The following is a 26,962-nucleotide window of genomic DNA, read 5'->3' as shown; positions in this document are numbered from 1 at the left end:
AAGAAGCGGAAGCCCTGCTTCCGTCCGGTGCGGCGGCGTAGCGTCGGCTGCACGCGTCCCGCTCACCCCGCGGCCACCGTCACGCGCGCATGACCGCCCGCCCACCAGCACGCACACCAGGACCGGCCGATCACGTGAGCTCCTCCTCCACCGCCAGGCGACTGCCGCACCCCCCGGTGCGGCAGGGGAGCCGTGGCGCATACCGGCTGGTCCGGACCCCGCCGGCCACGGCGGCTCCCCCTCGTCTGGACGCGGCACAGCGCGACGTGGTTGACCACCGCAGCGGCCCCCTCCTCGTCCTCGCCGGTCCCGGCACCGGCAAGACGACGACCCTCGTCGAATCCGTCGCCGCGCGGATCGCCCGCGGCGCCGACCCCGAGCGCATCCTGGTGCTGACCTTCAGCCGCAAGGCCGCCGTCGAGCTGCGCGACCGCATGGCCCTGCGCATCGGCGCCGCCCGCGCGCCCCGGGCGACCACCTTCCACTCGTACTGCTACGGACTGGTGCGCGCCCACCAGGACACCGGCCTGTTCGCCGAGCCGCTCCGACTCCTCTCGGGCCCCGAGCAGGACGTCACCGTCCGCGAGCTGCTCGCCGGGCAGCCCGAACTGCAGCGGCTCGGACTGGCGCATGTGCGCTGGCCCGACGAGCTGCGCGCCTGCCTGACCACGCGCGGCTTCGCCGACGAGGTACGGGCGGTCCTCGCCCGGAGCCGGGAGCTGGGCCTGGGCCCCGACGCGCTCGACGCCTTCGCCCGCCGCATCGGCCGCCCCGACTGGCGCGCCGCCGCCGCGTTCCTCGCCGAGTACCTCGACGTGCTCGACATGCAGGGCGTGATCGACTACGCGGAACTGGTCCACCGCGCGGTCCTGCTCGCCCGCCGCCCCGAGAACGCCGTACGGCTCGCCGCCCAGTACGACGCGGTGTACGTCGACGAGTACCAGGACACCGACCCCGCCCAGGTCCGGCTCCTGCAGGCACTGGCCGGCGGCGGCCGTACCCTGCTCGCCTTCGGCGACCCCGACCAGTCGATCTACGCCTTCCGGGGTGCCGACGTGAACGGCATCCTCGACTTCCCGGCTGCCTTTCCGCGCGCGGACGGCCGTCCCGCCCCGGTCGAGGTGCTGCGTACCTCCCGCCGCTCCGGCACCGCCCTGCTGGCCGCCACCCGTCTGATCACACAGCGCATGCCGCTGCCCCGGCTGCCCGCCGACAAGGTCCGCGCCCACCGCGAGCCGGCCGCAGTACGGGACGGGGGCCGCGTCGAGGTCTACACGTACCCGACGGCCGGCACGGAGCTGGACAACATCGCGGACATCCTGCGCCGCGCCCACCTGGAGGACGGCGTCGCCTGGAGCGACATGGCCGTCCTCGTCCGGGCCGGCTCCCGCACCCTGCCCACCCTGCGCCGCGCCCTCACCGCGGCAGGCGTCCCGCTGGACATCGACGGCGACGACCTGCCCCTGCGCCACGAGCCGGCGGTGGCCCCCCTGCTGACGGCCCTGCGCGCCGTGGCCACGGCCGAGGCGCGGCGCCACGAGGAGCACACAGCCGCGGCCGACACGGAGAGCGAAGGCGCTGCGGAGGAAGCCGAAGAGGGCGCCTCCGAAGCGGAACGGGAGGAATCCGCCTCCGAAGAGGCCACCGCCTCGGACGCCCCCCCCGGGACCACCGCCCCCGAAGACGGCGCCGAGCCGGAAGACACCGCCGAGTCGGCCCCTGCCCCCTCCTGGCTCGACACCGAGACCGCGCTCACCCTGCTCGCCTCCCCCCTGGCCGGCATGGACCCGGCCGACCTGCGCCGCCTCGGGCGTGCCCTGCGCGAGGAGGAGCGGGCGGCCGGGAACCCGCTGCCGCCCCCGTCCGACGTACTGCTCGCGCGGGCCCTCGCCGAACCCGAACGCCTGGCCGTGCACGACCCGGCGTACGCGCGCGGGGCGCAACGCCTCGGCGCGCTGCTGCGCAAGGCCCGCGAACGCCTCGCGGGCGGCGGTACGGCCGAAGAGGCGCTGTGGGACCTGTGGGAGGGCACGCCGTGGCCCGCGCGCCTGGAGCGGGCCGCCCGGCGCGGCGGCGCGGCCGGCCGCAACGCCGACCGGGACCTGGACGCCGTGTGCGCGCTGTTCGCCACCGCCGCCCGCGCGGAGGAGCGCACCGGAGGCCGCGGCGCGCTGAACTTCCTGGAGGAGATCGAGGCCGAGGACATCGCCGCCGACACGCTCACGCACCGCGCGGTACGCCCCGACGCCGTCCGCCTGATGACCGCGCACCGCTCCAAGGGCCTCGAGTGGCGGCTGGTCGTCGTCGCCGGGGTCCAGGAGGGGCTGTGGCCCGACCTGCGCCGCCGCGGCTCCCTCCTGGAGGCCGACCGCATCGGCCGCGACGGACTGGCCGAACCGCTCCCGCCGGGCGCGCTGCTCGCCGAGGAGCGCCGGCTGTTCTACGTGGCCGCCACGCGCGCGCGTGAACGCCTTGTCGTGACCGCCGTGAAGGCGCCGGCCGACGACGGCGACCAGCCGTCCCGGTTCCTCACCGAGCTGGGTGTCGAGCCGAAGGACGTCACCGGCCGCCCCCGCCGCCCGCTGTCGGTGGCCGCCCTCGTCGCCGAGCTGCGCGCCACCACCGTCGACCCGCGCGCGTCCGCCGCCCTGCGCGAGGCCGCCGCCCACCGCCTGGCCCGGCTCGCCGCCCTCACCGACGAGGACGGCCGCCCGCTGGTGCCGTCCGCGCACCCTTATCGCTGGTGGGGCATGTACGACCCGACCGAGAGCAAGGTGCCGCTGCGCCACAGTGACCGGCCGGTCGTGCTCTCCGGCAGCGCCCTGGACCAGCTCGCCAACACCTGTGCGCTGCAATGGTTCCTCGGCCGCGAGGTGAAGGCCGACGCCCCGGCCACCGCCGCGCAGGGCTTCGGCAACGTCGTCCACGTCCTCGCCGACGAGGTCGCCTCCGGCCGCAGCCCGGCCGACCTCGACGTCCTCATGGAACGCCTGGACTCGGTGTGGAACGCGCTCGCCTTCGACGCGCCCTGGAAGTCCCGGCAGGAGAAGGACAACGCGCGCGTGGCGCTCGAACGCTTCCTGAACTGGCATGTGCTGGACCGCACCGGGCGCACCCCGGTGGCGAGCGAGCAGGACTTCGATGTCACCCTCGAAGCGGGCGACTACCAGGTCCGCATCCGCGGCCAGATGGACCGCGTGGAGACGGACGGCGAGGGCCGCGCCTACGTGGTGGACTTCAAGACCGGCAAACAGGCCCCCAGCGCCGCCGAGGTCGCCCGCCACCCCCAGCTCGCCGTCTACCAGCTCGCCGTCTGCGAAGGCGCCGTAGACGAGGTCTTCGACGGCGTACGGCCCGAACCCGGCGGCGCCGAACTGGTCCACCTCAGACAGGGCGCCGCCCAGCGCGACGGCGGCGAGAGCCTGCCCAAGGTGCAGACCCAGGAGCCGCTGTCGGGGGAGTGGGTCGGCGAGCTGCTGGCCACCGCCGCCGGCAAGGTCCTCGACGAGCGGTTCACGCCGAACACCGGCCAGCACTGCACGCACTGCGCGTTCCGCGCCTCGTGCAGCGCCCGGCCCGAGGGGCGGCACGTGGTCGAGTGAGGGCCTGCGGTACACCGGGTGACGTACCGCACCACACGGGCTGACCTGCGGTTCTTCCTCCCCGCCGGGCGAATGCGTCCTCGACTGTCAGTGGCCGCCGCTAGCCTCTTTCGACATGCCCGCCCGTATCACCGACCCCGAGCAGCTCAAAGAGCTCCTCGGCATCCCGTTCACCCCGGAGCAGACGGCCTGCATCACCGCGCCGCCCGCCCCGCAGGTGATCGTGGCCGGAGCCGGGTCGGGCAAGACCACCGTGATGGCCGCCCGCGTCCTCTGGCTGGTCGGCACCGGCCAGGTCGCCCCCGAACAGGTCCTCGGCCTGACCTTCACCAACAAGGCGGCCGGTGAGCTGGCCGAACGCGTCCGCAAGGCGCTGATCAAGGCCGGCGTCACCGACCCCGATGTGATCGACCCGGACAACCCGCCGGGCGAGCCGCTGATCTCGACCTACCACGCCTTCGCCGGCCGCCTCCTCACCGACCACGGCCTGCGTCTCGGCCTGGAGCCCACCTCCCGGCTCCTCGCCGACGCCACCCGCTACCAGCTCGCCGCGCGCGTGCTCCGCGAGGCCCCCGGCCCCTACCCCGCGCTGACCCGTTCCTTCGCCGACCTGGTCAGCGACCTGCTGGCCCTCGACTCCGAACTCGCCGAACACCTCGTCGAGCCCGAGGAGCTGCGCGCCTGGGACGCAGACCTGCTGCACACCCTCCAGGGCGCCAAGCTCAGCAACGCCGACCTGCGCAAGGTCCCCGAGACGGCCGCCGCCCGCCGTGAACTGGCCGACCTCGTCCGCCGCTACCGGACGGCCAAGCGCGAGCGCGACCTGCTCGACTTCGGTGACCAGATCGCCCTGTCCGCCCGCCTCGCCCGCATCCCCGAGGTGGGCCGGCTGCTGCGCGAGGAGTTCCGCGTGGTCCTCCTGGACGAGTACCAGGACACCTCCGTGGCCCAGCGCGTGCTGCTGGCGGGCCTCTTCGGCGGCGGTACGGGCCATCCCGTGACCGCGGTCGGCGACCCATGCCAGGCGATCTACGGCTGGCGCGGCGCCTCCGTCGCCAACCTGGACGACTTCCCCGCGCACTTTCCGCACGCCGACGGCCGCCCCGCCACCCGGCAGGCGCTCAGCGAGAACCGCCGCAGCGGCGGCCGCCTCCTCGACCTCGCCAACCGTCTCGCCGGGCCGCTGCGCGCCATGCACGCGGGCGTGGAGGCCCTGCGGCCGGCCCCCGGCGCCGAGTACGACGGCATGGTCCGCTGCGCCCTGCTGCGCACCCACGCCGAGGAACTGGACTGGCTCGCCGACTCCCTCGCCCACCTCGTGCGCACGGGCACGCCTCCCGGCGAGATCGCCGTGCTGTGCCGTACGGCCACCGACTTCGCCGAGATCCAGGGCGCCCTCGTGGCCCGGGACGTCCCCGTCGAGGTGGTCGGCCTGTCCGGGCTGCTGCACCTGCCCGAGGTCGCCGACCTCGTCGCGGTCTGCGAGGTCCTGCAGGACCCCGGCGCCAACGCCTCCCTGGTACGCCTGCTGACCGGCCCGCGCTGGCGCATCGGCCCCCGCGACCTCGCCCTGCTGGGCCGCCGCGCCCGCCTGCTGGTCGCCCACGCGCGCGTGGACGGCGCCGACGACCCGGACCGCCGGCTCGCCGCCGCCGTCGAAGGCGTCGACCCGGCCGAGGTGATATCGCTCGCGGACGCCCTCGACACCTTCCTCGAAGCGCCCATGGACGCCGAGGCGGACGACGACGGGCTGCCGTTCTCGCCGGACGCGCGCGTGCGCTTCGCCCGCCTGGCCGCAGAGCTGCGCGACCTGCGCCGCTCACTGTCCGACCCGCTGATGGACGTGCTGCACCGCGTCCTCGCCGTCACCGGCCTGGAGGTGGAGCTGTCGGCGTCCCCGCACGCCCTGGCCGCCCGCCGCCGAGAAACGCTCTCCAACTTCCTCGACGTCGCCGCCTCCTTCGCGGCGAGCGACGCGGAGGCCACCCTCCTCGCCTTCCTCGGTTTCCTGCGCACCGCCGCCCAGTACGAGAAGGGCCTCGACAACGCACTCCCGGGCGGCGAGAACACCGTCAAGGTGCTCACCGCTCACAAGTCCAAGGGCCTGGAGTGGGACGTCGTAGCGGTTCCCGGGCTGGTCAAGGGCACGTTCCCCAGCGCGCAGGGCCGCGAGAAGTGGACGGCGCAGGCCAAGGTGGTGCCGCACGCCCTGCGCGGCGACAGCGACACCCTGCCCGACGTCGACGGCTGGGACGCGCGCGGCATGAAGGCCTTCCACGAGGCCATGAAGGACCACCAGCACACCGAGGAACTCCGCCTCGGCTACGTCACCTTCACCCGGCCCCGCTCCCTGCTGCTCGGCTCCGGGCACTGGTGGGGGCCCAGCCAGAAGAAGCCGCGCGGCCCCTCCGACTTCCTCCAGGCCCTGCACGACCACTGCGTCGCCGGGCACGGCGAGATCGAGGCGTGGGCGGAGCAGCCCGTCGAAGGCGAGGAGAACCCCGCGCTGCACACGGCCGGCGCCGACCAGGTGTGGCCGCTGCCGCTGGACGCCGACGCGCTGGCCCGCCGCCGCGCGGCCGCCGAGACCGTCCTCGCCCACCTGGACGCCCTCGCCGCCCACGGCAGCGGCCACCCGCCCCCCGTCCACGACACCGCCGCCCCCGACGACCCGGAGTGGCCCCCACCCCCGGACGACGCCCCGTACACGGACGGTGATGATCCCTACGGCGAGGACCCGTACGCCGACGCCGGCTTCCCGTACGACGACCTGCCGCACGAAGAGGACGGCACGGACCTGCCGTACGACGAGACCGCCGCCGGCGCCGCGCCCGCCTTCGCCGACGAGGAACCGCCGCCCGCCGCGCCCGCCCCCGCCCCGGACGGCCCGGCCGAGCGGGGCGCCCGGAGCGCCGACCGGCCCACCGTCCCGCACCAGGCGCCCGCCCCGGGCCACGGCGAGCGCCCCGCCGAGCCTCGGCGCGCGGCCGGCCTCACCCCCGAGGAGGCCCGTACCGTCGCCTCCTGGGACCGCGATCTGGACGCGCTGACCGGAGAGCTGCTGCGCGCCCGGCAGGCCGTCACCGACGTCCCGCTGCCCGCCACGCTCACCGCGTCCCAGCTGCTGCGCCTGGCCGAGGACCCCGACGGGCTCGCACAGGAACTCGCGCGCCCCATGCCACGCCCCCCGCAACCGGCCGCGCGCCGGGGCACCCGTTTCCACGCCTGGGTCGAATCCCGCTTCGAGGAACTGACCCTGCCCCTGCTGGAACCGGACGAGCTGCCCGGCAGCGACGCCGAGATCGCCGACGAACACGACCTTCAGGCCCTCAAGGAGGCCTTCGAACGCACCGAGTACGCCCGGCGCACCCCCTACCGGGTCGAGGCGCCCTTCCAGCTCACCCTCGCCGGCCGCGTCGTACGCGGACGCATCGACGCCGTCTACAAGCACGGCGACGGCGACACGGCCACGTACGAGATCGTCGACTGGAAGACCGGCCGCACCCGCACCGCCGACCCGCTCCAGCTCGCCGTGTACCGGCTGGCCTGGGCCGAGCAGCAGGGGGTCCCGCCCGAGTCGGTCACGGCCGCCTTCCTGTACGTACGCACCGGCGAGGTGGTACGGCCGCGGGACCTGCCGGACCGGGCCGCACTGGAGCGGCTCCTCGGCGACGGCACCCGAGCGGAAGACGCCGAAACGGCGCACCGGGTGGTCTGAGTGTGACGAACCGCCCGCCGAGGATGTCGGTGCGGGCCGATAGGCTCGTGAGCATGAGCCAGACCCCGGACAGCGCCGTCCGCACGTACATCGAGCAGCACCGCGTCGCCTTCCTCGAGGACCTCGCCGCATGGCTGCGCATCCCCTCCGTGTCGGCCCAGCCCGACCACGCGTCCGATGTACGGCGCAGCGCCGACTGGCTCGCCGCCAAGCTCAAGGAGACCGGCTTCCCCACCGCCGAGGTCTGGCAGACCCCCGGTGCCCCGGCCGTCTTCGCCGAGTGGCCCTCGGACGATCCCGAGGCGCCCACCGTGCTCGTCTACGGCCACCACGACGTGCAGCCCGCCGCCCGCGAGGACGGCTGGAACAGCGAGCCCTTCGAACCGGTCGTCCGCGGAAACCGCCTCTACGCGCGCGGGGCGGCCGACGACAAGGGCCAGGTGTTCTTCCACACACTCGGCGTCCGCGCCCACCTCGCCGCCACCGGCCGCACGGCTCCCGCCGTCCACCTGAAGCTGCTGATCGAGGGCGAGGAGGAGTCCGGCTCCCCGCACTTCCGCGCCCTGGTCGAGGAGCACGCGGCACGGCTGGCCGCCGACGCCGTGATCGTCTCCGACACCGGTATGTGGTCCGAGGACACCCCGACCGTCTGCACCGGCATGCGCGGCCTGGCCGAGTGCGAGATCCGGCTGTACGGCCCCGACCAGGACATCCACTCCGGCTCCTTCGGCGGCGCCGTACCCAACCCGGCCACCGCGGCCGCCCGCCTGGTCGCCGCCCTGCACGACGAGCACGCGCGCGTGGCCATCCCCGGCTTCTACGACGGCATCGTCGAGCTGACCGACCGCGAACGCGAGCTGTTCGCCGAGCTGCCCTTCGACGAGGAGCGCTGGCTGGAGACCGCCAAGTCCCGCGCCACCCACGGCGAGGCCGGATACAGCACCCTCGAACGCATCTGGGCCCGCCCGACCGCCGAGGTCAACGGCATCGGCGGCGGCTACCAGGGCCCCGGCAGCAAGACGATCATCCCGTCCTCGGCCATGGTGAAGCTGTCCTTCCGGATGGTCGCCGGCCAGGACCCCGAGCACCTGGAGAAGACCGTCCGCGCCTGGGCCGAGGAGCAGGTGCCCGCCGGGATCCGGCACGAGATCCGCTTCGGCGCGGCCACACGCCCGTGCCTGACCCCGCTCGACCATCCCGCGCTCGAGTCCGTGGTCCGCGCCATGGGCCGCGCCTTCGGAAAACCGGTCCGCTTCACCCGCGAAGGAGGCTCCGGACCCGCCGCCGACCTGCAGGACGTCCTCGGCGCCCCGGTGCTCTTCCTGGGCATCTCCGTCCCCTCCGACGGCTGGCACGCCCCGAACGAGAAGGTGGAGCTGGACCTCCTCCTCAAGGGCGTCGAGACCAGCGCCTACCTCTGGGGCGACCTGGCCGAGCACTGGCGCACCGCGCCCTGACCGGCCGGCGCCGTACGGGAGGGCACCGAGCGCGGGGCACACTGGAAGGACCGTCCCGCCCGCCCGGCCCGGTGGCCTGCCGCCCACGTCCCGCCGAACCGCCCGCCGAACGAACCGCCGCACTGGGGGATTGGAAGCATCCGTGACCACCTGGACCGACGACACAGCCGACCGACCCATCTCGCTGACCGCCCCGAGCGGCATCGACCGCGCCGCCCACCACCGGCTCGACGAGGCCTGGCTCGCGGCGGCGTGGAGCCACCCCACGACCCGCTGCTTCGTCGTCTCCGGCGGCCAGGTGCTCATCGACGAGACACCGGACGGCCGGACCGAACTCGTCATGACCCCGTCGTTCGAGGCCCCGCTCACCGAGGCGCACCGCTACTTCCTCGGCATCGGCGAGGACGGCGTCAGCTACTTCGCGCTGCAGAAGGACTCGCTGCCCGGCCGCATCGACCAGTCCGCCCGCCCCGCCGGGCTGCGGGAGGCCGGCCTGCTGCTCTCGGCGCGCGACATCGGGCTGATGGTGCACGCGGTCGGCCTGGAGAACTGGCAGCGCACCCACCGCTTCTGCTCCCGCTGCGGCGAACGCACGGTCATCGCCGCCGCCGGCCACATCCGCCGCTGCCCGGCCTGCGGCGCCGAGCACTACCCGCGCACCGACCCGGCCGTGATCATGGCCGTCACCGACGCGGACGACCGCATCCTGCTCGGCCGCCAGGTCCACTGGCCCGAGGGCCGCTTCTCCACGCTCGCCGGCTTCGTCGAACCCGGCGAGTCCATCGAGCAGGCCGTGCGCCGCGAGGTGTCCGAGGAGGTCGGCGTCACCGTCGGGGACGTGGAGTACGTGGCCAGCCAGCCCTGGCCCTTCCCCTCCAGCCTGATGCTCGGCTTCATGGCCCGCGCCACCACGACCGAGATCGACGTCGACGGCGACGAGATCCACGAGGCCCGCTGGTTCTCCCGCGAGGAACTGCACGACGCCTTCGAGTCCGGCGAGGTGCTGCCGCCCTACGGCATCTCCATCGCGGCCCGCCTGATCGAGATGTGGTACGGCAAGCCGCTGCCGACGCGCAGCTTCGTGTGACCCGCGTTCGTTTCGTGTAACCCGCAGCAGGGCCGGGACACGACAGGGCGGCCCCTGATCAGGTCAGGGGCCGCCCTGCTCGGCTGCGATCACCGCGGACACCCGCGGCGCGTCACGCCGCGAGCTTCTGCTTCACCTGGGCGAGCGACGGGTTCGTCAGCGTCGTGCCGTCCGCGAAGAGCACGGTCGGGACCGTCTGGTTTCCGCCGTTCGCCTTCTCCACGAAAGCGGCGGACTCGGGGTCCTGCTCGATGTTGATCTCGGTGTAGGCGATGCCCTCCCGGTCCAGCTGGCTCTTCAGCCGCCGGCAGTACCCGCACCAAGTCGTGCTGTACATCGTCACAGTGCCCTGCATGTCTCTCGCGCTCCTCAGGCAGCTCGGAAAGTCGTACGGGGAGAGAACGTACGCGAGCCGCCGGCCATTCCCACCCGGGGTATCCCAGCCCACCCGGCCGCCGACTGTTCCCACAGGGGTGTTCCCGCCACTGCCGGGATATCCACAGGCCGGCTGTGACACCTGCCGCATTAGTACGACCATCTATGCCCGCCTGTGGACAACCGGCACGGCAGTCCCGGGCGACCTGGCAGCATGGCCGTGTGACAGCAGCAACGCACTCCACCCTCTTCCCGCAGGCACCGGACTCTGCCGACGCGGTGCTCGACGGGCTCGACCCCGAGCAGCGCGCGGTCGCCACCGCCCTGCACGGCCCGGTGTGCGTCCTGGCCGGAGCGGGCACGGGCAAGACCCGGGCCATCACCCACCGCATCGCCTACGGCGTACGCGCCGGCATCCTCCAGCCCTCCAGCGTCCTCGCCGTCACCTTCACCAACCGCGCCGCCGGCGAGATGCGCGGCCGGCTCCGCCAGCTCGGCGCCCACGGCGTCCAGGCCCGCACCTTCCACTCCGCCGCCCTGCGCCAGCTCCAGTACTTCTGGCCGAAAGCCGTCGGCGGCAGCATGCCCCGGCTCATCGACCGCAAGGTCCAGCTCGTCGCCGACGCGGCAGCGAGCCTCGGCACCCGGCTCGACCGGGGCGAGCTGCGGGACGTCACCGCCGAGATCGAATGGTCCAAGGTCACCCAGACCATCCCCGCCGACTACCCGTACGCGGCCGCGAAGGCCGGCCGCGAGACCCCGCGCGACCCCGCAGAGATCGCCCACCTCTACGCCGCCTACGAAGACCTCAAGCGCGACCGCGCCGTGATCGACTTCGAGGACGTCCTGCTGCTGACCGTCGCCATCCTGCAGGACCGGCACGACATCGCAGACCAGGTCCGCGCCCAGTACCAGCACTTCGTCGTCGACGAGTACCAGGACGTCAGCCCCCTGCAGCAGCGGCTGCTGGACCTGTGGCTCGGCGACCGCGACAACCTGTGCGTCGTCGGCGACGCCAGCCAGACCATCTACTCGTTCACCGGAGCAACGCCCGACCACCTGCTCGACTTCCGCGCCCGCCACCCCGGCGCCACCGTCGTCAAACTCGTCCGCGACTACCGCTCCACCCCGCAGGTCGTCCGCCTCGCCAACGGCCTGCTCGCCCAGGCCCGCGGCCGCGCCGCCGACCACCGGCTGGAACTGATCTCCCAGCGCGCCCCCGGCCCCGAGCCCGTCTACACCGAGTACACCGACGAGCCCGCCGAGGCAGAAGGCGCCGCCCGCCGCATCCGCGAGCTGATCGACGCGGGAATCCCCGCCGCCGAGATCGCCGTCCTGTTCCGTACGAACGCCCAGTCCGAGACCTACGAGCAGGCCCTCGCCGACGCCGGCGTCCCCTACCAGCTGCGCGGCGCCGAACGCTTCTTCGACCGGCCCGAAATCCGCAAGGCCGGCATCGCCCTGCGCGGCGCGGCCCGCTTCGGCGGCAACGACTCCCTGCTGGACGACGCCGTGGACCTGCCCTCCCAGGTGCGTGCCGTCCTGTCCGGAGAGGGCTGGACCACCCAGCCCCCGGCCGGCTCCGGCGCGGTCAGAGAGCGCTGGGAGTCCCTCGCCGCCCTGGTCAACCTCGCCCAGGACCTCGCCGCCGCCAGACCCGGCGCCACCCTCGCCGACTTCGTCGCCGAACTCGACGAACGGGCCAACGCCCAGCACGCCCCCACCGTCCAGGGCGTCACCCTCGCCTCCCTGCACGCGGCCAAGGGCCTGGAATGGGACGTCGTCTTCCTCGTCGGCATCGCCGAGGGCATGCTGCCCATCAGCTACGCCCGAACGGACGAGCAGATCGAGGAGGAACGCCGGCTCCTCTACGTCGGCGTCACCCGAGCGCGGGAACGGCTCCACCTTTCCTGGGCGCTGTCCCGCTCGCCCGGCGGCCGGCCCAACCGCAGACCGAGCCGCTTCCTCGACGGACTGCGCCCCGGCACCACCGCCACCGTCGGCCGCACCGGCGCCGCCACCACCGGAGGCGTCGAGCACGGCACGGCCGGAAGCCCCACCCCTGCCCCCCGGCGCGCCCAGCGCACCCCCGCCCGCTGCCGGGTCTGCGGCCGCACCCTCACCGACGCCGGCGAGATGAAGCTGATGCGCTGTGAGGACTGCCCGTCGGACATGGACGAAGCACTCTACGAACGGCTGCGGGAGTGGCGCGCGGTCCAGGCCGAGCGCACCGGACAGCCCGACTTCTGCGTCTTCACCGACCGCACCCTCATGGCCATCGCCGAGGCACGGCCGGAAAATCCCGCCGAACTCTCCCGCATCCCAGGCGTCCTCAGCCGCAAGCTGCGCAGCTACGGACCCGACGTTCTGGCCATCTGCGCAGGCCATGAGACCGGGGCCGGCGACGAGGACGACTGATGCGAACTCGTCGAAAAAATAGTTTGCGCGGGCCCCGGCAATCCCCATAGGTTCTAGGCACGGAAGCGGCGGCCTTCTCCAAGACCCTGGTTCCGTGATGTACTTGCACACCCGAGCGGACTGGCTCACCCCAGTCCCCGAAGACGCCGAGAGGAGGCGAGTCCAGTGATCAGCATCAACACCAGCACCATCAGCGCGGCCAAACTGACCGATCGCTCGGCCGCCTCCCTGTGCATGCTCGGCGCCTCCCACCAGGGCACCGGTCTGTCCGGCATTCGTGCCGTCCGTCCGGCGTCCTCCCACGCTCTCGCGGGCCTTCCCGTCCGCGAGCGCAATGAGCGACCGACCAAGGCACTGGAAGCGGTAGCGGCACAGGCGCAGGCCTATGCCTTTGCGGCGGCCGGTGCCGGATTCCGGAAGCAGACGACGACGCAGCACCACCTGATGTGGGCCTTCCGTGGGCCAGAACCCTGGAGTGATCCAGCCTGATCCGATCAGGCCGGCGCCTTCAGGGCCGCGGAACCCCATCCGGGATCCGCGGCCCTTCTGTTTTCCCCGAACGGGGACGACGGAGCGAAGGGGCCCCGGGACAAGAAAAGAACCCGGTACCAAGCCGACACCCGGTCAACCGGCCGGAACGACCAGACGAGGAAGACACACCGTGCAACTCGAAGCGCACGCCCCGTCCGTACCGCCTTCGCAAACGATCCCCCCGCCCGGCCTCACGGAGGACTCCACCTTGACCCCCCTGACCGCGCTCACCGCGCTCGACGACGCCATCGAGAACCTCGGCGTACCCGTCCCCTGCCGCTCCTACGACCCGGAGGTCTTCTTCGCCGAGTCGCCCGCGGACGTCGAGTACGCCAAGTCCCTCTGCCGCACCTGCCCGCTGATCGAGGCCTGCCTCGCCGGCGCCAAGGAGCGGCGTGAGCCCTGGGGCGTCTGGGGTGGCGAGCTGTTCGTCCAGGGTGTCGTCGTCGCCCGGAAGCGGCCGCGTGGCCGCCCGCGCAAGAACCCGGTCACGGCATGAACACCACAGGAACGATCGACCGCCCCCTCACGCACGACCCCCAGAAGCAGGCCCCGATGAAGCCGTCCACCAACGAGCCCGCAGGCTCCGCGACCGAAGACGTCACCACCACCGGCGCGACCGAAGCGCGCCAGAACAGGACCCGAGAGATGCAACTCATGCAAGAAGCCCTGGCTCGTGCGCATATGCACGAGCGACTCCATGACGCCACGCGGGAACGCCGGGCCATGCGCCTGGCGGTAGCCCAGCGCATGCAGCGCCGGGCCGAGCGCGCCTCGCTGCGCGCCCGGCGCGCGCTCGCCATGGCCGTCATGCAGTAACGATCACGCCAGCCGAAGCGGCGGCCTCCCGGCCCGGGAGGCGAAGTCTTCGTGAGCGGGGGCCGGTCCGGCCGAACGGACCGGCCCCCGCGGTGCGTTGTGCGGCGATCGGCCACCGGCGGAGTTATGGTCGCCAGGTGACGAGTCTTCCCGGAGGAAGCGATCAGGGCGGCTCCACCCCGGAGCGCCGCATCCACGTCTGCGCCCGCTGCGGCACCCCCGCCGACGGCCCCCCACCGGCCACCTGGACCTGCTCCGTGGAGAACGGCGTCCGCCAGTACTTCTGCGACACCTGCTCCAGGCAGAACCTGAGAGCGATCGAGGGCCGCCTGGACTCTTCCTGGTGGTGAACCGACTCTCCGGGGGCCCCTCCCCCCTGCCCCCTCCCTCCCCTCCCCCTCTTTCAAGGCAACGCGTCCCCCGATCGCAGGCACCCCGGATCCCTCGATCGCAAGCATCCCGGGCCCCCGGGCCGCCTGGTCCCAGGGCCCCCGGGCCGCCGGCCCCCCGGATCACGCCTCCGCCGCGGACTCCTCCCCGGGCATGTCGTCATCCGTGTCATCAGGGACCTCGGTGATGTCGCTCACCTGCGTGACTCCCGTGACCGCCGTGACCTCCGCGCTCTCGGAGACGAAACCCGGGAGCCACTCCTCCAGCTCGTCCCGGAGGCGTACCGTCGCGCCGAGCTGGCACAGGACGCCGATCGTGCTCAGGGTCACCCGGTGGATCAGCAGATAGGCCGGCGGCAGGTTGAGCCGCTTGCCCAGCTGGTACGCGGGGGAGCGCGGGTCGGCGATGCGGGCGGCCTGGTTGCGCATCCAGCCGCGGCTGAAGGTGAACGCCTCGGCGCGCGCCGGTTCGATGATCGGCAGCAGGTAGTCGAGGACCGCGTCGGGATTCAGCTCTATGGACTCCTTCACGAAGCCTTCCTCGCAGAGGAGTTCGTAGACCGTCTCGGCCTCGCCGTCCAGCGTCATGCGCAACGAGACGCCGATCGGCAACGGCAGTCCGCCGGGCAGCCGGTCGACGGTGCCGAAGTCCAGCACGCCCAGGCGCCAGTCGTCCTCGCCGGCCGGGCCGCCGGGCAGCAGCCGGAAGTTGCCGGGATGCGGGTCGGCGTGCAGCAGGCCGGTGCGGGCCGGGCCCGAGAACAGGAACCGGGCCAGGAGCTGGCCGGCACGGTCCCGCTGCTCGGGGGTGCCGTCCGAGATGATCTCCGACAGCGGGATGCCGTCGATCCACTCGGTCACCAGGACCTGCTCGCACTGGTGCACCACCGCCGGGACCACCACGTCGGGGTCGTCCGCGAACTCCTCCGCGTGCGCGGTCTGGGCCTGGGCCTCCAGGTCGTAGTCCAGCTCCTCGGAGACCCGGTCTCTCAGCTCCGCGATGAGGGGCTTGATGTCCATGCCGGGAATCAGCGGCCCCAGCAGACGGGCGAAACGGCTGAGTTGGCCGAGGTCGGAGAGCAGGGCCTCGCCGGCGCCCGGGTACTGCACCTTGACCGCAACTTCCCGACCGTCGTGCCACACGGCCCGGTGCACCTGGCCGATCGAGGCCGCGGCGGCCGGCTTGTCCTCGAACTCCTCGAACAGATCGCGCCAGTCCTCACCCAGCCGCTGCTCGAGCACTCCGTGCACGGTGCGGGTCGGCATCGGCGGCGCCGCCTCCTGGAGCTTGGTCAGGGCCGCGCGATAGGGACCGGCGATCTCCTCGGGCAGCGCGGACTCGAAGACGGACAGGGCCTGCCCGAACTTCATCGCACCGCCTTTCAGCTCGCCCAGCACCTTGAACAGTTGCTCCGCCGTGCGCTGTTGCAGTTCCCGGCCGACGATCTCCGCGGACTCGCCCACGATCCGCTTGCCCAGCCCCCAGGTGGCCCGGCCGGCGAAGCCGAGCGGGAGCGCGGCGAGCTTGGCGGTCCGGGTGACCGCCTTCCGGGGAAGATCAGACATGCGCCCTCCAAGTCACAGTCGGCCGCGCCGCGCCCGCTGTGCGTCGTTGCGTCGACGGCCGTCGCACCGCCATTGTCGCGCGTGCCGCGCCGTCGGTTGAGGAGTGCTCCCCTTTAGGTCTGTCCGCAGCGCCGCACCCGCATGCCGGATGCGGCCGGACCGGCCGGGTCCGCCAGTCCAGAGCGGGGGCGGAGACCTCCCAGCGGGCGCCGGTGCTGGACGGCGCGTGCCCGTCGAGGAAGGCGAGCGCGTGTGCCGCGGCCAGTCCGGCGACCGCCGTGGCCAGCGTCACATCGCAGGCCCCGACCCGGCGGGACCTGGCGCACCGCCACTGGGCGGTCAGCCGCGGCCAGGCCGGATCCCGGTCCGTGCGGTCGAGGTGCAGGCAGCAGGCGCAGCCGGATTCGCCGGGCAGGACGAGCGGCCCGACGACACCGGTGCCCTCGACGACGCCCGCGTACAGGTGAGGCGTGCCGGAGGCCAGGAGCGGCTCCGCGTCGGCCGGGTCGGGGGCGTGCACGGCCACGTCGTCGCGGGGCGTGAGGATCACCAGGGCGTGTCCGGGGTCCGGGGCGCTGGATCCGGGGGAGTCGGCGCGGCGCGGTGGGCGGTCGGGTGCCGCGCGGCGCACGGCGGCCCGCGCCGCACTGTCCCGGCGCCCGCCGACCGACTCGGCGGGCAGCCCGCCCGGCGCCACGTCCCACGGTTCCACGCGGCCGGTGTCGCGCACGTCGACCTCGCCGACCCCGGCGCCCGACAGCACCGACGCCAGGAGCGCGCCGACCCGCCCGGCGCCCCGCACCTGCACGCGCAGGGCGCGGCGGGCGGCCAGCCGGGCGAGCGCGCCGCCCGGCTCGGCCGTGGTCAGGGACAGCGCGGCGAGGTCGGGGCGCAGCCGCCGCAGGACGTCGGTCTTCTGGCGCAGCGCGTCCGCGGCGGGTCCGCCGCCGCGCGCGTCGTCGATCAGGCCTGCCCCGGTCAGCCGTTCCAGCAGGGTGTCGATCTGGCCGGCCGGGAGGTTCATGCGGCGGCCTTCCTCGCGCAGCAGCGGCAGCCCGCGTGTGCCGTTGAACAGGTCCAGGAGGTCGCGCGTCGCGGAGTCCATTGGACCCAGTGTCAGCGCGTGCGCGGGTGTCATCCCGAACTGGACGGTGTCGCGATCACGCCAGCCGCGCCGCAGCGCGGGTTTCACCACCGGATGCATGACGGTCCCCCGTATCCGTTGAAAGCATCCCGGACCGCCTGGAACGTCCGGAACAGCGCTTCGCCGGTGGAACCGGTCATGTTCCGCCGACGCCTGCCAGCATGCCCTGTCCGGGCGCCCGGTGCCGAGAGTTATCCACAGGCTGGGGGTATTGGTCGTACAAGCTGACAGCGTGACGGTGGCAGGGTGAAGCCGGCGGGAAGGGCGAGCAGAGCCCGGTAAACCGGATAAACCGGATGTGCGGATCAGTCGCAGGAATCATAGGAATCAAACGCATGGTGGGGATCGGCATCGAACCGTTCCGGAGCCGGGACTTCGGCCATGCCCAGCGGGTAACGTCGGGGCGTGCCCGCCGACCCACTGCACCGCGCCGGAATGCCACAGCGCAGCACGACGAGCCAGCCGCCCGGCGGCTCGGGGGCGAGCGCGATCGAGGTCCGCAGGAGTTCCCGGCGCCGCCGGACGGTCTCCGCGTACCGCGAGGGCGATCGCACCGTCGTACTGATCCCCGCCCGCATGTCGAAGGCGGAGGAGCAGCGCTGGATCACCGTCATGCTCGACAAACTCGCCGCCCAGGAGAGCAGGCGGCTGCTCGGCGACGCCGAGCTGGCCCAGCGCGCCGAGCGGCTGTCGGCGCAGTACTTCGACGGCCGGGCGCGGCCTGCCTCCGTGCGCTGGGTCACCAACCAGAACACGCGCTGGGGTTCGTGCACCCCGGCCGAGGGCAGCATCCGGCTCTCGCACCGGCTGCAGGGGATGCCCGAGTACGTCGTCGACTACGTCCTCTGCCATGAGCTGGCCCATCTGCTGGTCCCCGGTCACGGGCCGGACTTCTGGCGGCTGCTGGAGGCGTATCCGCGCACCGAGCGGGCCCGCGGCTACCTCGAAGGGGTCGTCGCGGCGGAACGGCTGCCGCATGTGCCCGGGGCGCGCAGGCAGTGAGCCGTCGGCCGTCCGTCCGTCTCCGGGCGCGGTTGTGTACCGGGTCTGTACCGGTTGCGTCCGATCCCGGACCGAGCCGTTAGCCTGACGCGACGCACTCGCATTCGGGATGGGGGACGGTCGTTACGCATGGCCAGGGAATTCCAACGCGGCCACAAGGCCAGGATCAGTGACCTCACGGCGGGCACGGATCTGTACGTAGGCGTGCAGATCTCCGCCCCCGGGCTGACCTTCGACATCAGCTGCTTCGGTCTGGACGCCGACGAGCGCCTCTCGGACGACCGGTACTTCGTCTTCTTCAACCAGCCGAAGTCCCCGGAGGAGTCCATCCAGCTGCTCGGCGCCCAGGCGGGCGACACCGAGTCGTTCCGGGTCACGTTGGACCGGATCCCGCCGCAGATCCACAAGCTGTCCTTCACGGCGACCATCGACGGCGTTGGGCAGATGTCGCAGATCGCCCCCGGATATCTGCGCATCGTGGCGGGCGGCGAGGAGGTCGCGCGCTACTCGTTCAGCGGTGCCGAGTTCTCCACCGAGCGCGCCGTGATGCTCGGCGACCTCTACCTGAAGGACGTGTGGCGGTTCGCGGCCGTCGGACAGGGCTTCGACGGCGGACTGGAGGCGCTGCTGAAGAACTTCGGCGGCGAGGTGCTGGAGGAGGAGGCGCCCGCCGCCCCGCAGCAGCCGCAGCCCGCAGCCGCCCCCGGCTTCGCCCCGCCCGCCCAGACCACCACCCCGCCCCCGTTCGCAGCACCGGCCGCCCCCGCCCCTGCCCCGGCGGCCCCCGCCCCTGCCCCGGCCGCCCCCGCCCCCGCGGCTGACCTGCCCGCCCCGGCCCCCGCGCCGCAGCCCGCCGCGCAGGGCTTCGCCCCGCCGCCCGGAGCCACGCCCCCGCAAGCCTTCACCCCACCCGGCCAGACCCCGCCCGGCCACACCCCGCCACCGGCGCCCGCACCCGCGCCGGACGTGCACGCCGCGCCGACGGTCATCGCCCCCATGACCCCGCCCGTCGGCGGCACCGTCCCTCCGCCGGCCCCAGCCCCCGCGCCGTACGGCGGTCAGCCGCCCCAGCAGCCCTACGGCGGCCCCGGCCCGCAGCAGCCGTACGGCCGGCCGCCCCAGCAGCAGCCCTACGGGGGCCCGCCGACCGCGCCGATGCCGCCCGGCTACGGCCAGCAGCCGCCCTCCCACGGCGCCCCGCCGACCGCGCCCATGCCCCCCGGCTACGGGCAGATCCCCGGCGGGCAGCCCGGCGCCTACGCGGTGCCGCAGGGCGCGCCGCAGGGCGGGGCCGGGATCACGGCCGCGCTGCAGATGTACAAGGAGACGCCGACCGGGCAGCGCTGGACGCAGCAGAACAAGAAGCTCATGCGCGTCGACCTCGGCGCCGGCGGGCAGCCGGTGCTGGCCAGGCAGGGCAGCATGGTGCTGTACCAGGGCAAGGTCGACTTCGGCTACAAGGGCGCGGGCTTCGCCGGGCGGATCGTCGGCAACGCCACCGGCCAGGAGATGCAGCTGATGCGCTGCACCGGCAACGGACAGGTGTTCCTCGCCGAGAACGCCACCCATCTGCACCCCGTGGAGCTGCAGGGCGACGCGATCTGCGTGTCCGCGGAGAACGTCCTGGCCTTCGACGAGAGCCTCCAGTACGAGGTCCGCCGCATCGAGGGGCACGGCATCCCCGGCGGCGCGCTGTTCACCATGCAGTTCCAGGGCACCGGCACGATCGTCGTCAAGACGCACGGCACCCCCGTGGTGCTGCCGGTCACGCCGACCACCTTCGCCGACTGCAACGCCGTCGTGGCCTGGTCGGCCGCCTCCCAGGTGATCGTCTCCAGCCAGGTCCGCATGCGCCGCAACGCCTACCCCGGCGACACCGGCGAGAGCGTCAACCTCCAGTTCCGGGGCGCTCCCGGCAACTTCATCGTCGTCCAGCCCTACGAGGTCTGAAGGAGCCCGTCATGAACCAGCCGCTCGCGGGCTTCGCCCCCGCACCCGTCACCGCCCGCATGGAGAACCACGGCAGCCACATGCTGAAGGTCGCCATGCAGACCGGAAACGACCTCCTCGCGCGCGTGGGGTCGATGGTCGCCTACGAAGGCTTCGTCCAGTACGAGCCGAACCCGCCGGCCGTCCGCCAGATCGCCCGCGACTGGATCACCGGCGAGGGCGCGCCGCTGATGAAGTGCTCCGGCGACGGACTGCTCTACCTCGCCGACTACGGCGCCGACGTCGTCGTGATCAACCTGGGCGGCGACGGCATCTCCGTCAACGCCACCAACCTGCTCGCCTTCGACGCCCACCTCACCTGGGGCGTGGAGCGGGTGAAGGGGCTCGCCAAGTTCGCCGGGCAGGGCCTGTGGAACACGAAGATCTCCGGGCAGGGCTGGGTCGCGCTGACCTCCCGGGGCACGCCGATCGTCGTCGACTGCGGGGGCGGCGAGGACGAGACGTACGTCGACCCGGACGCGCTCGTCGCCTGGTCGCCCAACCTCAAGGTGAAGGGCAAGCGCAGCTTCAAGGCGCAGTCGCTGATCGGCCGGGGCAGCGGCGAGGCCTACCAGATGGCCTTCTCCGGCCAGGGCATCGTCGTCGTCCAGCCCAGCGAGGACAGCACCGACCGTCTCCGGTTCCGGGGCTGAGGGGGAGTCAGAAAGTCATGCAGAGCCCGCTTTTCGCGTACAACGACCTCCAGACGCAGGAGCGCTGGGCGTTGCAGAACGCGCAGCTGCTCCGGGTCACCCTGGAGGGCCACGACGACATCCTCGCCCGCAAGGGCACCATGGTCGCCTACCAGGGCCTGGTCGAGTTCGACGCCGAGTACCGCAGCAACAGCCAGGCACGCGCGCGTGCGTACACCGGCGAGGGCCTGGACCTGATGCGCTGTCACGGGCAGGGCACGGTGTACCTCGCCAACCTGGCCCAGCACGTGCACGTCATGGACGTCGAGCAGGACGGGCTGACCGTCGACAGCTCCTACGTCCTCGCCATGGACTCCTCGCTGCACTACGAGGTCGTCGCCGTCGACAGCCTCTACGGCATCTCCGGCTCGGGGAAGTACCAGCTGAACATCACCGGGCGCGGCAGGGTCGCCCTGATGACCTCGGGCGCGCCGCTGCTGATGCAGGTCACGCCGGACAAGTACGTCAACTGCGACGCGGACGCGATCGTCGCCTGGTCGACCGGGCTGCGCGTGCAGATGCAGGCCCAGACGCACTCCTCCGGGGTGTGGCGCCGGCGCGGCAACACCGGTGAGGGCTGGGAGCTGAGCTTCATGGGATCCGGGTTCGCGCTGGTCCAGCCCAGCGAGCTGCTGCCGCCGCAGAACGCGGTGATCGGGCAGGGCCTCGCCGCGCAGTTCGGCATGGGGCAGCAGGGGGCGCGCGGGCAGAACCAGGGCAACGTCTGGAGCTGAGCGTCCAGCAAGCGACGTAAGGGGCGACCTTCAATGCGGTCGCCCCTTACACACGTTCAGAGCCTGGCGCGGGTCGCTTCCAGCAGGCGTACGACCGACTCGTCGGCCACGCCGGGCACCTCGTCGTAGGTGAACCAGCGCAGGTCGAGGGATTCGTCGCTGATCGCCTGGACCGCTCCGGGCGGTGCCACGGCCGCGTACTGCACGTCGAAGTGCCAGTGGCACGGTGCCGGGATGGGGTGCCGGTCGAGCCGAACCGGGCCACCGGTCACCAGGGTCAGCCCGGCGATGCCCGACTCCTCGGTGGCCTCGCGCAGGGCCGCCGCCTTCAGGGAGGTGTCCTCCGGCTCGCAGTGGCCGCCCATCTGCAGCCACATCCGGATCTTCTTGTGGAGGGTCAGCAGCACCCGTCCGCGCGAGGGGTCGATCACCAGGGCGCTCGCCGTGAGGTGCCCGGCCTCGCAGGCCTTCCACATGCCGTCCGGGTGCGCCTGCAGGTGGTCCAGGTAGGCCTGGCGCAGCTCTTCCTGGTCCCCGTACTCCTTCAGCACGAGGACCGCGTCGTCGTGGAGGCTCACTCGGTGTCGTCGTCCCTGTCGTCGTCCTCGGCCTCGCCGTCGTCCTTCTTGCGCAGGTCGGGCTTGGCCTGGGAACCGCCCGCGGCCTCGCCGAGCATCTTGTCCAGCTCGGAGAAGTCCAGCTGCTCGCGGTGGACGAAGCCGTCCGGGTCGTCCAGGTCGGTCGCCGTCGGCAGCATGTCCGGGTGGGCCCACAGGCCGTCCCGGCCGTCGACCCCGCGCGCGTCCGTGAGCGAGGCCCACAGGCGGGAGGCGTCGCGCAGCCGGCGCGGGCGCAGCTCCAGGCCGATCAGCGTGGCGAACGTCTGCTCGGCCGGACCGCCCGTGGCCCGGCGGCGGCGCAGGGTCTCCCGGAGGGCGTCGGCGGACGACAGACGGGGCTTCGCGGCCGCGTGGACCACCGCGTCCACCCAGCCCTCGACGAGCGCCAGAGCGGTCTCCAGACGGGCCAGGGCCGCCTTCTGCTCGGGCGTGTCCTCCGGCTGGAACATGCCCTGCTGCAGCGCGTCCTGCAGCTGCTCGGGGTTCTGCGGGTCGAACTGGCCGACCACGTCCTCCAGCTTGGCCGTGTCGACCTTGATCCCGCGCGCGTACCCGTCGACCGCGCCGAACAGGTGCGAGCGCAGCCACGGCACATGCGCGAACAGGCGCTGGTGGGCGGCCTCGCGCAGCGCCAGGTACAGCCGGACCTCCTCCTGCGGCACGCCGAGATCCTTGCCGAACGCCTCCACGTTGGCCGGCAGCAGCGCGGCCTTGCCGGCCGGGCCGAGCGGCAGGCCGATGTCGGTGGAGCCGACGACCTCGCCCGCGAGGACGCCGACGGCCTGCCCGATCTGCGTGCCGAACATGGCGCCGCCCATCGAGCGCATCATGCCGATCAGCGGGCCCGCCATGGCCTGCATCTCCTCCGGCAGGACGTCGCCCATGGCCGCGCCGACCCGCTCGGCGACCGGGTCGACCAGCTCCTGCCAGGCGGGCAGGGTCGCCTCGACCCACTCCGCGCGGGACCAGGCCACCGCCGAGCCCGCGCCCGACGGCAGGGACGTCGCGTCGTCCAGCCACAGGTCGGCCAGGCGCACGGCCTCCTCGACCGCCCTGCGGTCGGCCGGGCCCACACTGGCGTCCTTCGAGCCGTCCGGGGTGCCCTGGGCGACCGTCTGGCGGGCGATCTGCTTGGCCATGTCCCAGTTCACCGGGCCGCCCTCGTAGGAGAGCATCTGGCCCAGCTGCTGGAACGCGGCGCCCAGATCGGTGGGATTCAGCGACCCGAACATCGCTGCGAGCGGATTGTCGGCGCCGGGGCCGCCAAAGCCTCCGGCTCCGGGCAGGCCGCCGAAGCCGAAGGGGTTGGCCGGTCCCTGCCCACCGCCGCTCTGCTGGTCCTTCTTCTTGCCCTCGTCGCCGTCTTCCGGCTCCTCCGGCGGAAGGCCGAAACCGAATGGGGTGTCACTCACGGGAATCCTCGGCTGGTAAGGCCACCGGTCTGTCTCCGGCGGCGCGGCTGCCCGACAACACCACCCAGCGTAGACACCCGGACCCGATCGGGCCTCGGTGCTTCGCCCACGGCAGGCCTGCGGCAGGATGGATGCACCTGGTACGTACGCGTCACGCGCGCTCGTACTGAAGACAACCGCTGGAGACGCCCGGTGAGTTCCCCAGATCCTCAGGTTCGCGCAGCGCGAAACCCCTCAACCCCGTCCGCGGCTCCCGCCGTGCGCGGGCCCGTCGTCGCGGTCACCGGAGCCGCCCGAGGCGTCGGCGCCCTGCTCACCGAGCGGCTCGCCGCCTGTGAGGAGATCAGGCAGGTCGTCGCCATCGACGAGCGGCGCGGCGACTGCGCCGCCGCCACCTGGCACATCCTCGACGTGCGCGACCCCGCCATCGCGGACAAGCTGCGCGGCGCCGACGTGGTCGTCCACCTCGCGCTCGACCTCGATCTGGAGACCGATCCGGCCGCCCGGACCGCTTACAACGTCCGGGGGACGCAGACCGTCCTGACCGCCGCCGCGGCGGCCGGCGTGCACCGCGTCGTGCTGTGCACCTCGGCGATGGTCTACGGCGCGCTGCCGGACAACGAGCTGCCCCTGTCGGAGGACGCCGAGCTGCGCGCGACCGCCGAGGCCACCGGAGTGGGGGACCTGCTGGAGATCGAGCGGCTGGCCCGGCGTGCGCCGCGGGCCCACCCGGGGCTGAACGTCACCGTCGTACGGCCCGCCGTGCTGGTCGGCGGCACCGACACCGCGCTGACCCGGTACTTCGAGTCGCCGCGCCTGCTGGTCGTCGCCGGGTCCCGGCCCGCGTGGCAGTTCTGCCACGTCGAGGACCTGTGCAGCGCCCTGGAGTACGCCGTCCTGGAGAAGGTCGACGGGGAACTCGCCGTCGGCTGCGACGGCTGGCTGGAGCAGGAGGAGGTCGAGGAGCTGAGCGGGATCCGGCGGATGGAGCTGCCGTCGGCGGTCGCGCTCGGCGCGGCGGCCCGGCTGCACCGGATCGGCCTCACCCCGTCCCCGGCGGGCGACCTGGCCTACACCATGTACCCCTGGGTGGTCAGCGGCAGCCGTCTGCACGACGCCGGGTGGCGGCCGAAGTGGACCAACGAGGAAGTGCTCGCGGAGCTGCTGGAGGAGGTCTCCGGGCGGCACACCGTCGCCGGACGGCGCCTCGGGCGCAAGGACGCCACGGCCGCCGGCGCCGCGGGGGCGACGGTGGCTCTGCTGGGCGCGGCGGCCGTCGTACGGCGGGCCCGCAAGGCCCGGCGGCGGGTGTGAGCCGCCGCACGGCCGTGTCGTAGCCGTGTCGTAGGAGACTCCGAGAACGTCCACGCGCGTGCCTGGTGAATCTCGTATTCCCCGCTGTCACGGGCGTGCGGCACGATGGGGGCATGGCACACACGAACGAGCACCCCGGTGAGCAGGCGGCCAAGGATCCCATCAAGCTGATCGCCGTCCGGGAGACCGCGCTCTCCGTGGACGAGGTCTTCCAGGCCGTCGGGGACGCCGCCGCCGGAGGCATCGCCCTGTTCGTGGGGACCGTGCGCAACCACGACGGGGGCGCGGACGTGGACGCGCTCGGGTACTCCTGCCACCCCAGCGCCGAGGCCGAGATGCGGCGCATCGCCGAGAAGGTGGCGGCCGACCATCCGGTGCGGGCGCTGGCCGCCGTGCACCGGGTGGGGGACCTGCGGGTCGGGGACCTCGCCGTGGTCGTCGCCGTCGCCTGCCCGCACCGGGCCGAGGCCTTCGACGCCTGCCGCAAGCTGATCGACGACCTCAAGCACGAGGTGCCCATCTGGAAGCACCAGAGGTTCTCCGACGGTACGGAGGAGTGGGTCGGAGCCTGCTGAGACCCGATGGCGCAGCGTGCGCGGGAGGCTCGGCGTACGTCACCTGGAGCACACGGACGACCCCGTGTTGCGTAACCGGCCCCCTCGCGTGAGCGTTGTCCGTGCGGACGGTTAATCTGCTCATCAGTCAGTCGCGGACGCTCACAGCGTTGGGAGGTCGGCATGGGGGCGCTTGTCTGGCTGCTGATCCCGCTCATCGCCGCGATCGGCGGCGGGCTGTGGGGCAGTTGGGCCAACAGGACTCGCAAGATGCGCGGTGACGGTCCCGAGCTGGACGGTTATGCCCGGTTCCGCGAGGCCATGGAGCGGTCCCACACGGGTGCCGGCGGGGCGTGACGAGGGTGCCCTGACGGTGCGCTGACAGAGGCGTCCCGTACTGTCGTGCCATGCCACGCCGCACCGCGACGATGCTCGCCTCGACCCTGATGCTGATCGCGCTCCTGTGCGCGGGAGTGCTCATCCCCGTGCCGTATGCGGAGATGTCCCCCGGCCCGACCGTGAACACGCTTGAGGACCACGACGGCGAGCCGGTGCTGCAGATCTCCGGGCACAGGACGTACCCGACCGACGGCAACCTGAACATGACCACCGTCCGGGTGACCAGCGCGGACTTCCGGATGAACCTGGTGGAGGCGGTCTACGGCTGGCTCGACCACGACACCAAGATCGTGCCGCACGACACGCTCTACCCGGACGGCAAGACCGAGCAGCAGTCCACGCAGGAGAACGCCGAGGAGTTCAGCCAGTCCCAGGAGAGCGCCAAGGTCGCCGCCCTGAAGCAGCTGGGCGTCCCGGTGAAGTCCTGGGTGATCGTCTCCACCGTCGTCAAGGGCACCCCGGCCGAGGGCCGGCTGCACGCCGGTGACGTGATCAAGGCCGTCGACGGCACGGCCGTCAAGCAGCCCACCGACGTCGCCAAGCTGGTCACCAAGCACAAGCCCGGCCAGAAGGTCGTCTTCACCGTCGTCCCCGCCAAGGACCAGGCCGCCGCCGTGAAGGCGCACAAGACGGCGACCGCGACCCGGGACGTCACCCTCACCACGAAGACGTCGAACGACAGCGGCCCCAAGCGGGCCATCGTCGGGATCTCCGCCGGGACCGACCACACCTTCCCGTTCACCATCGACATCAAGCTCGCCGACGTCGGCGGTCCCAGCGCCGGCCTGATGTTCGCCCTCGGCATCTACGACAAGCTCACCCCGGGCAGCCTGACCGGCGGCAAGTTCGTCGCCGGCACCGGCACCATCGACGACAACGGCACCGTCGGCCCGATCGGCGGCGTCGAGATGAAGACCGTCGGCGCACGCGACAAGGGCGCCCAGTACTTCCTGACGCCGGCCGACAACTGCGCGGCCGCAGCCAAGGACACCCCGAGCGGGCTCCGGCTGGTGAAGGTCAAGACGATCAAGGACGCGCTCGACGCGCTGAAGGACATCCGCACCGGGGACACCGCGGCGCTGCCGCAGTGCACCACCAAGGGCTGACCGGCACGCGCGCGTGGCACGGCGGGGACGGGAG

Annotated in this window: 22 protein-coding genes; 17 read left to right on the top strand and 5 right to left on the bottom strand. The window is 73.0% G+C overall.

Annotated elements, in window-relative coordinates; genetic code table 11:
• Positions 1 to 134: 134 nt before the first annotated feature.
• From AB0950_RS00600 to nudC, 4 genes are all read left to right on the top strand, one after another.
• A complete protein-coding gene (locus tag AB0950_RS00600; RefSeq protein WP_366777481.1) occupies positions 135 to 3,602 on the top strand; it encodes an ATP-dependent DNA helicase in 3,468 nt (1,155 codons plus the stop codon).
• Between the two features lie 115 nt (positions 3,603 to 3,717).
• On the top strand, positions 3,718 to 7,320 hold the full coding sequence (locus AB0950_RS00595; protein ID WP_366777480.1) for an ATP-dependent DNA helicase: 3,603 nt from the start codon (positions 3,718 to 3,720) through the stop codon (positions 7,318 to 7,320).
• 53 nt (positions 7,321 to 7,373) lie between these two features.
• Entirely contained in the window at positions 7,374 to 8,777 is a 1,404-nt protein-coding gene (locus AB0950_RS00590; RefSeq protein ID WP_366777479.1) for a dipeptidase, read from the top strand.
• Positions 8,778 to 8,919: 142 nt separating this feature from the next.
• Entirely contained in the window at positions 8,920 to 9,864 is a 945-nt protein-coding gene (gene nudC / locus AB0950_RS00585; protein ID WP_360154676.1) for an NAD(+) diphosphatase, read from the top strand.
• A 112-nt stretch (positions 9,865 to 9,976) separates the two neighbouring features.
• On the opposite strand, the gene AB0950_RS00580 is transcribed toward nudC, so the two are convergent.
• A complete protein-coding gene (locus AB0950_RS00580; protein ID WP_330337918.1) occupies positions 9,977 to 10,219 on the bottom strand; it encodes a mycoredoxin in 243 nt (80 codons plus the stop codon).
• Between the two features lie 185 nt (positions 10,220 to 10,404).
• On the opposite strand from AB0950_RS00580, the gene AB0950_RS00575 reads away from it, so the two are divergent.
• From AB0950_RS00575 to AB0950_RS00555, 5 genes are all read left to right on the top strand, one after another.
• Positions 10,405 to 12,657 carry an ATP-dependent DNA helicase UvrD2 gene (locus AB0950_RS00575; protein WP_360154679.1) on the top strand — a complete coding sequence of 751 codons (2,253 nt, stop codon included), beginning with the start codon at positions 10,405 to 10,407 and terminating at the stop codon, positions 12,655 to 12,657.
• Positions 12,658 to 12,822: 165 nt separating this feature from the next.
• Positions 12,823 to 13,146 (top strand): hypothetical protein, encoded by a 324-nt coding sequence (locus tag AB0950_RS00570; protein WP_366777478.1) that lies wholly within the window; start codon positions 12,823 to 12,825, stop codon positions 13,144 to 13,146.
• A gap of 172 nt (positions 13,147 to 13,318) precedes the next feature.
• On the top strand, positions 13,319 to 13,687 hold the full coding sequence (locus tag AB0950_RS00565; RefSeq protein ID WP_023546912.1) for a WhiB family transcriptional regulator: 369 nt from the start codon (positions 13,319 to 13,321) through the stop codon (positions 13,685 to 13,687).
• On the top strand, positions 13,684 to 14,007 hold the full coding sequence (locus tag AB0950_RS00560; RefSeq protein ID WP_360154685.1) for a hypothetical protein: 324 nt from the start codon (positions 13,684 to 13,686) through the stop codon (positions 14,005 to 14,007). The genes AB0950_RS00565 and AB0950_RS00560 overlap by 4 nt, the downstream gene beginning before the upstream one ends.
• A gap of 137 nt (positions 14,008 to 14,144) precedes the next feature.
• Positions 14,145 to 14,357: a hypothetical protein gene (locus AB0950_RS00555; RefSeq protein ID WP_360574840.1), complete on the top strand. Its 213-nt coding sequence runs from the start codon at positions 14,145 to 14,147 to the stop codon at positions 14,355 to 14,357.
• Between the two features lie 162 nt (positions 14,358 to 14,519).
• Here the strand turns inward: AB0950_RS00555 and AB0950_RS00550 are convergent, their stop codons facing one another.
• Both AB0950_RS00550 and AB0950_RS00545 read right to left on the bottom strand, forming a co-directional pair.
• Positions 14,520 to 15,962 carry an AarF/ABC1/UbiB kinase family protein gene (locus AB0950_RS00550; RefSeq protein ID WP_366777477.1) on the bottom strand — a complete coding sequence of 481 codons (1,443 nt, stop codon included), beginning with the start codon at positions 15,960 to 15,962 and terminating at the stop codon, positions 14,520 to 14,522.
• Positions 15,955 to 17,166, bottom strand: a complete 1,212-nt coding sequence (locus AB0950_RS00545; protein ID WP_366777476.1) for a TOMM precursor leader peptide-binding protein — start codon at positions 17,164 to 17,166, stop codon at positions 15,955 to 15,957. The genes AB0950_RS00550 and AB0950_RS00545 overlap by 8 nt, the downstream gene beginning before the upstream one ends.
• 345 nt (positions 17,167 to 17,511) lie before the next feature.
• On the opposite strand from AB0950_RS00545, the gene AB0950_RS00540 reads away from it, so the two are divergent.
• The 4 genes from AB0950_RS00540 (at position 17,512) to AB0950_RS00525 (ending at position 21,523) form a co-directional block, all read left to right on the top strand.
• Entirely contained in the window at positions 17,512 to 18,108 is a 597-nt protein-coding gene (locus AB0950_RS00540; RefSeq protein WP_360154697.1) for a M48 family metallopeptidase, read from the top strand.
• A 129-nt stretch (positions 18,109 to 18,237) separates the two neighbouring features.
• A complete protein-coding gene (locus tag AB0950_RS00535; protein WP_366777475.1) occupies positions 18,238 to 20,058 on the top strand; it encodes a TerD family protein in 1,821 nt (606 codons plus the stop codon).
• Positions 20,059 to 20,069: 11 nt separating this feature from the next.
• On the top strand, positions 20,070 to 20,750 hold the full coding sequence (locus AB0950_RS00530) for an AIM24 family protein (protein WP_360154703.1): 681 nt from the start codon (positions 20,070 to 20,072) through the stop codon (positions 20,748 to 20,750).
• Positions 20,751 to 20,767: 17 nt separating this feature from the next.
• Positions 20,768 to 21,523: an AIM24 family protein gene (locus tag AB0950_RS00525; RefSeq protein WP_360154706.1), complete on the top strand. Its 756-nt coding sequence runs from the start codon at positions 20,768 to 20,770 to the stop codon at positions 21,521 to 21,523.
• A 56-nt stretch (positions 21,524 to 21,579) separates the two neighbouring features.
• Here the strand turns inward: AB0950_RS00525 and AB0950_RS00520 are convergent, their stop codons facing one another.
• Together AB0950_RS00520 and AB0950_RS00515 are read right to left on the bottom strand one after the other, a co-directional pair.
• A complete protein-coding gene (locus tag AB0950_RS00520) occupies positions 21,580 to 22,101 on the bottom strand; it encodes an NUDIX hydrolase (protein WP_366777474.1) in 522 nt (173 codons plus the stop codon).
• The gene (locus tag AB0950_RS00515; RefSeq protein WP_360154712.1) at positions 22,098 to 23,555 is read right to left on the bottom strand and encodes a zinc-dependent metalloprotease; all 1,458 of its coding nucleotides are present in this window, start codon (positions 23,553 to 23,555) and stop codon (positions 22,098 to 22,100) included. Before AB0950_RS00515 ends, AB0950_RS00520 begins: the two co-directional genes overlap by 4 nt.
• A gap of 192 nt (positions 23,556 to 23,747) precedes the next feature.
• Here AB0950_RS00515 and AB0950_RS00510 point away from each other — a divergent pair, with 192 nt between their 5' ends.
• The 4 genes from AB0950_RS00510 (at position 23,748) to AB0950_RS00495 (ending at position 26,928) form a co-directional block, all read left to right on the top strand.
• On the top strand, positions 23,748 to 24,869 hold the full coding sequence (locus AB0950_RS00510; protein ID WP_360154716.1) for an SDR family oxidoreductase: 1,122 nt from the start codon (positions 23,748 to 23,750) through the stop codon (positions 24,867 to 24,869).
• A 113-nt stretch (positions 24,870 to 24,982) separates the two neighbouring features.
• Positions 24,983 to 25,444 carry a molybdenum cofactor biosynthesis protein MoaE gene (locus AB0950_RS00505; RefSeq protein WP_360154719.1) on the top strand — a complete coding sequence of 154 codons (462 nt, stop codon included), beginning with the start codon at positions 24,983 to 24,985 and terminating at the stop codon, positions 25,442 to 25,444.
• Between the two features lie 162 nt (positions 25,445 to 25,606).
• Complete coding sequence (locus AB0950_RS00500) at positions 25,607 to 25,780, top strand: hypothetical protein (protein ID WP_360154722.1); 174 nt, start codon at positions 25,607 to 25,609, stop codon at positions 25,778 to 25,780.
• A gap of 50 nt (positions 25,781 to 25,830) precedes the next feature.
• The gene (locus AB0950_RS00495) at positions 25,831 to 26,928 is read left to right on the top strand and encodes a PDZ domain-containing protein (protein WP_360154725.1); all 1,098 of its coding nucleotides are present in this window, start codon (positions 25,831 to 25,833) and stop codon (positions 26,926 to 26,928) included.
• The last annotated feature ends 34 nt before the right edge of the window (positions 26,929 to 26,962 follow it).

The sequence above is a fragment of the Streptomyces sp. NPDC007189 genome (assembly GCF_040703635.1).
Classification (GTDB): Bacteria; Actinomycetota; Actinomycetes; order Streptomycetales; family Streptomycetaceae; genus Streptomyces.
This window is presented reverse-complemented; position numbering and strand designations above follow the sequence as displayed.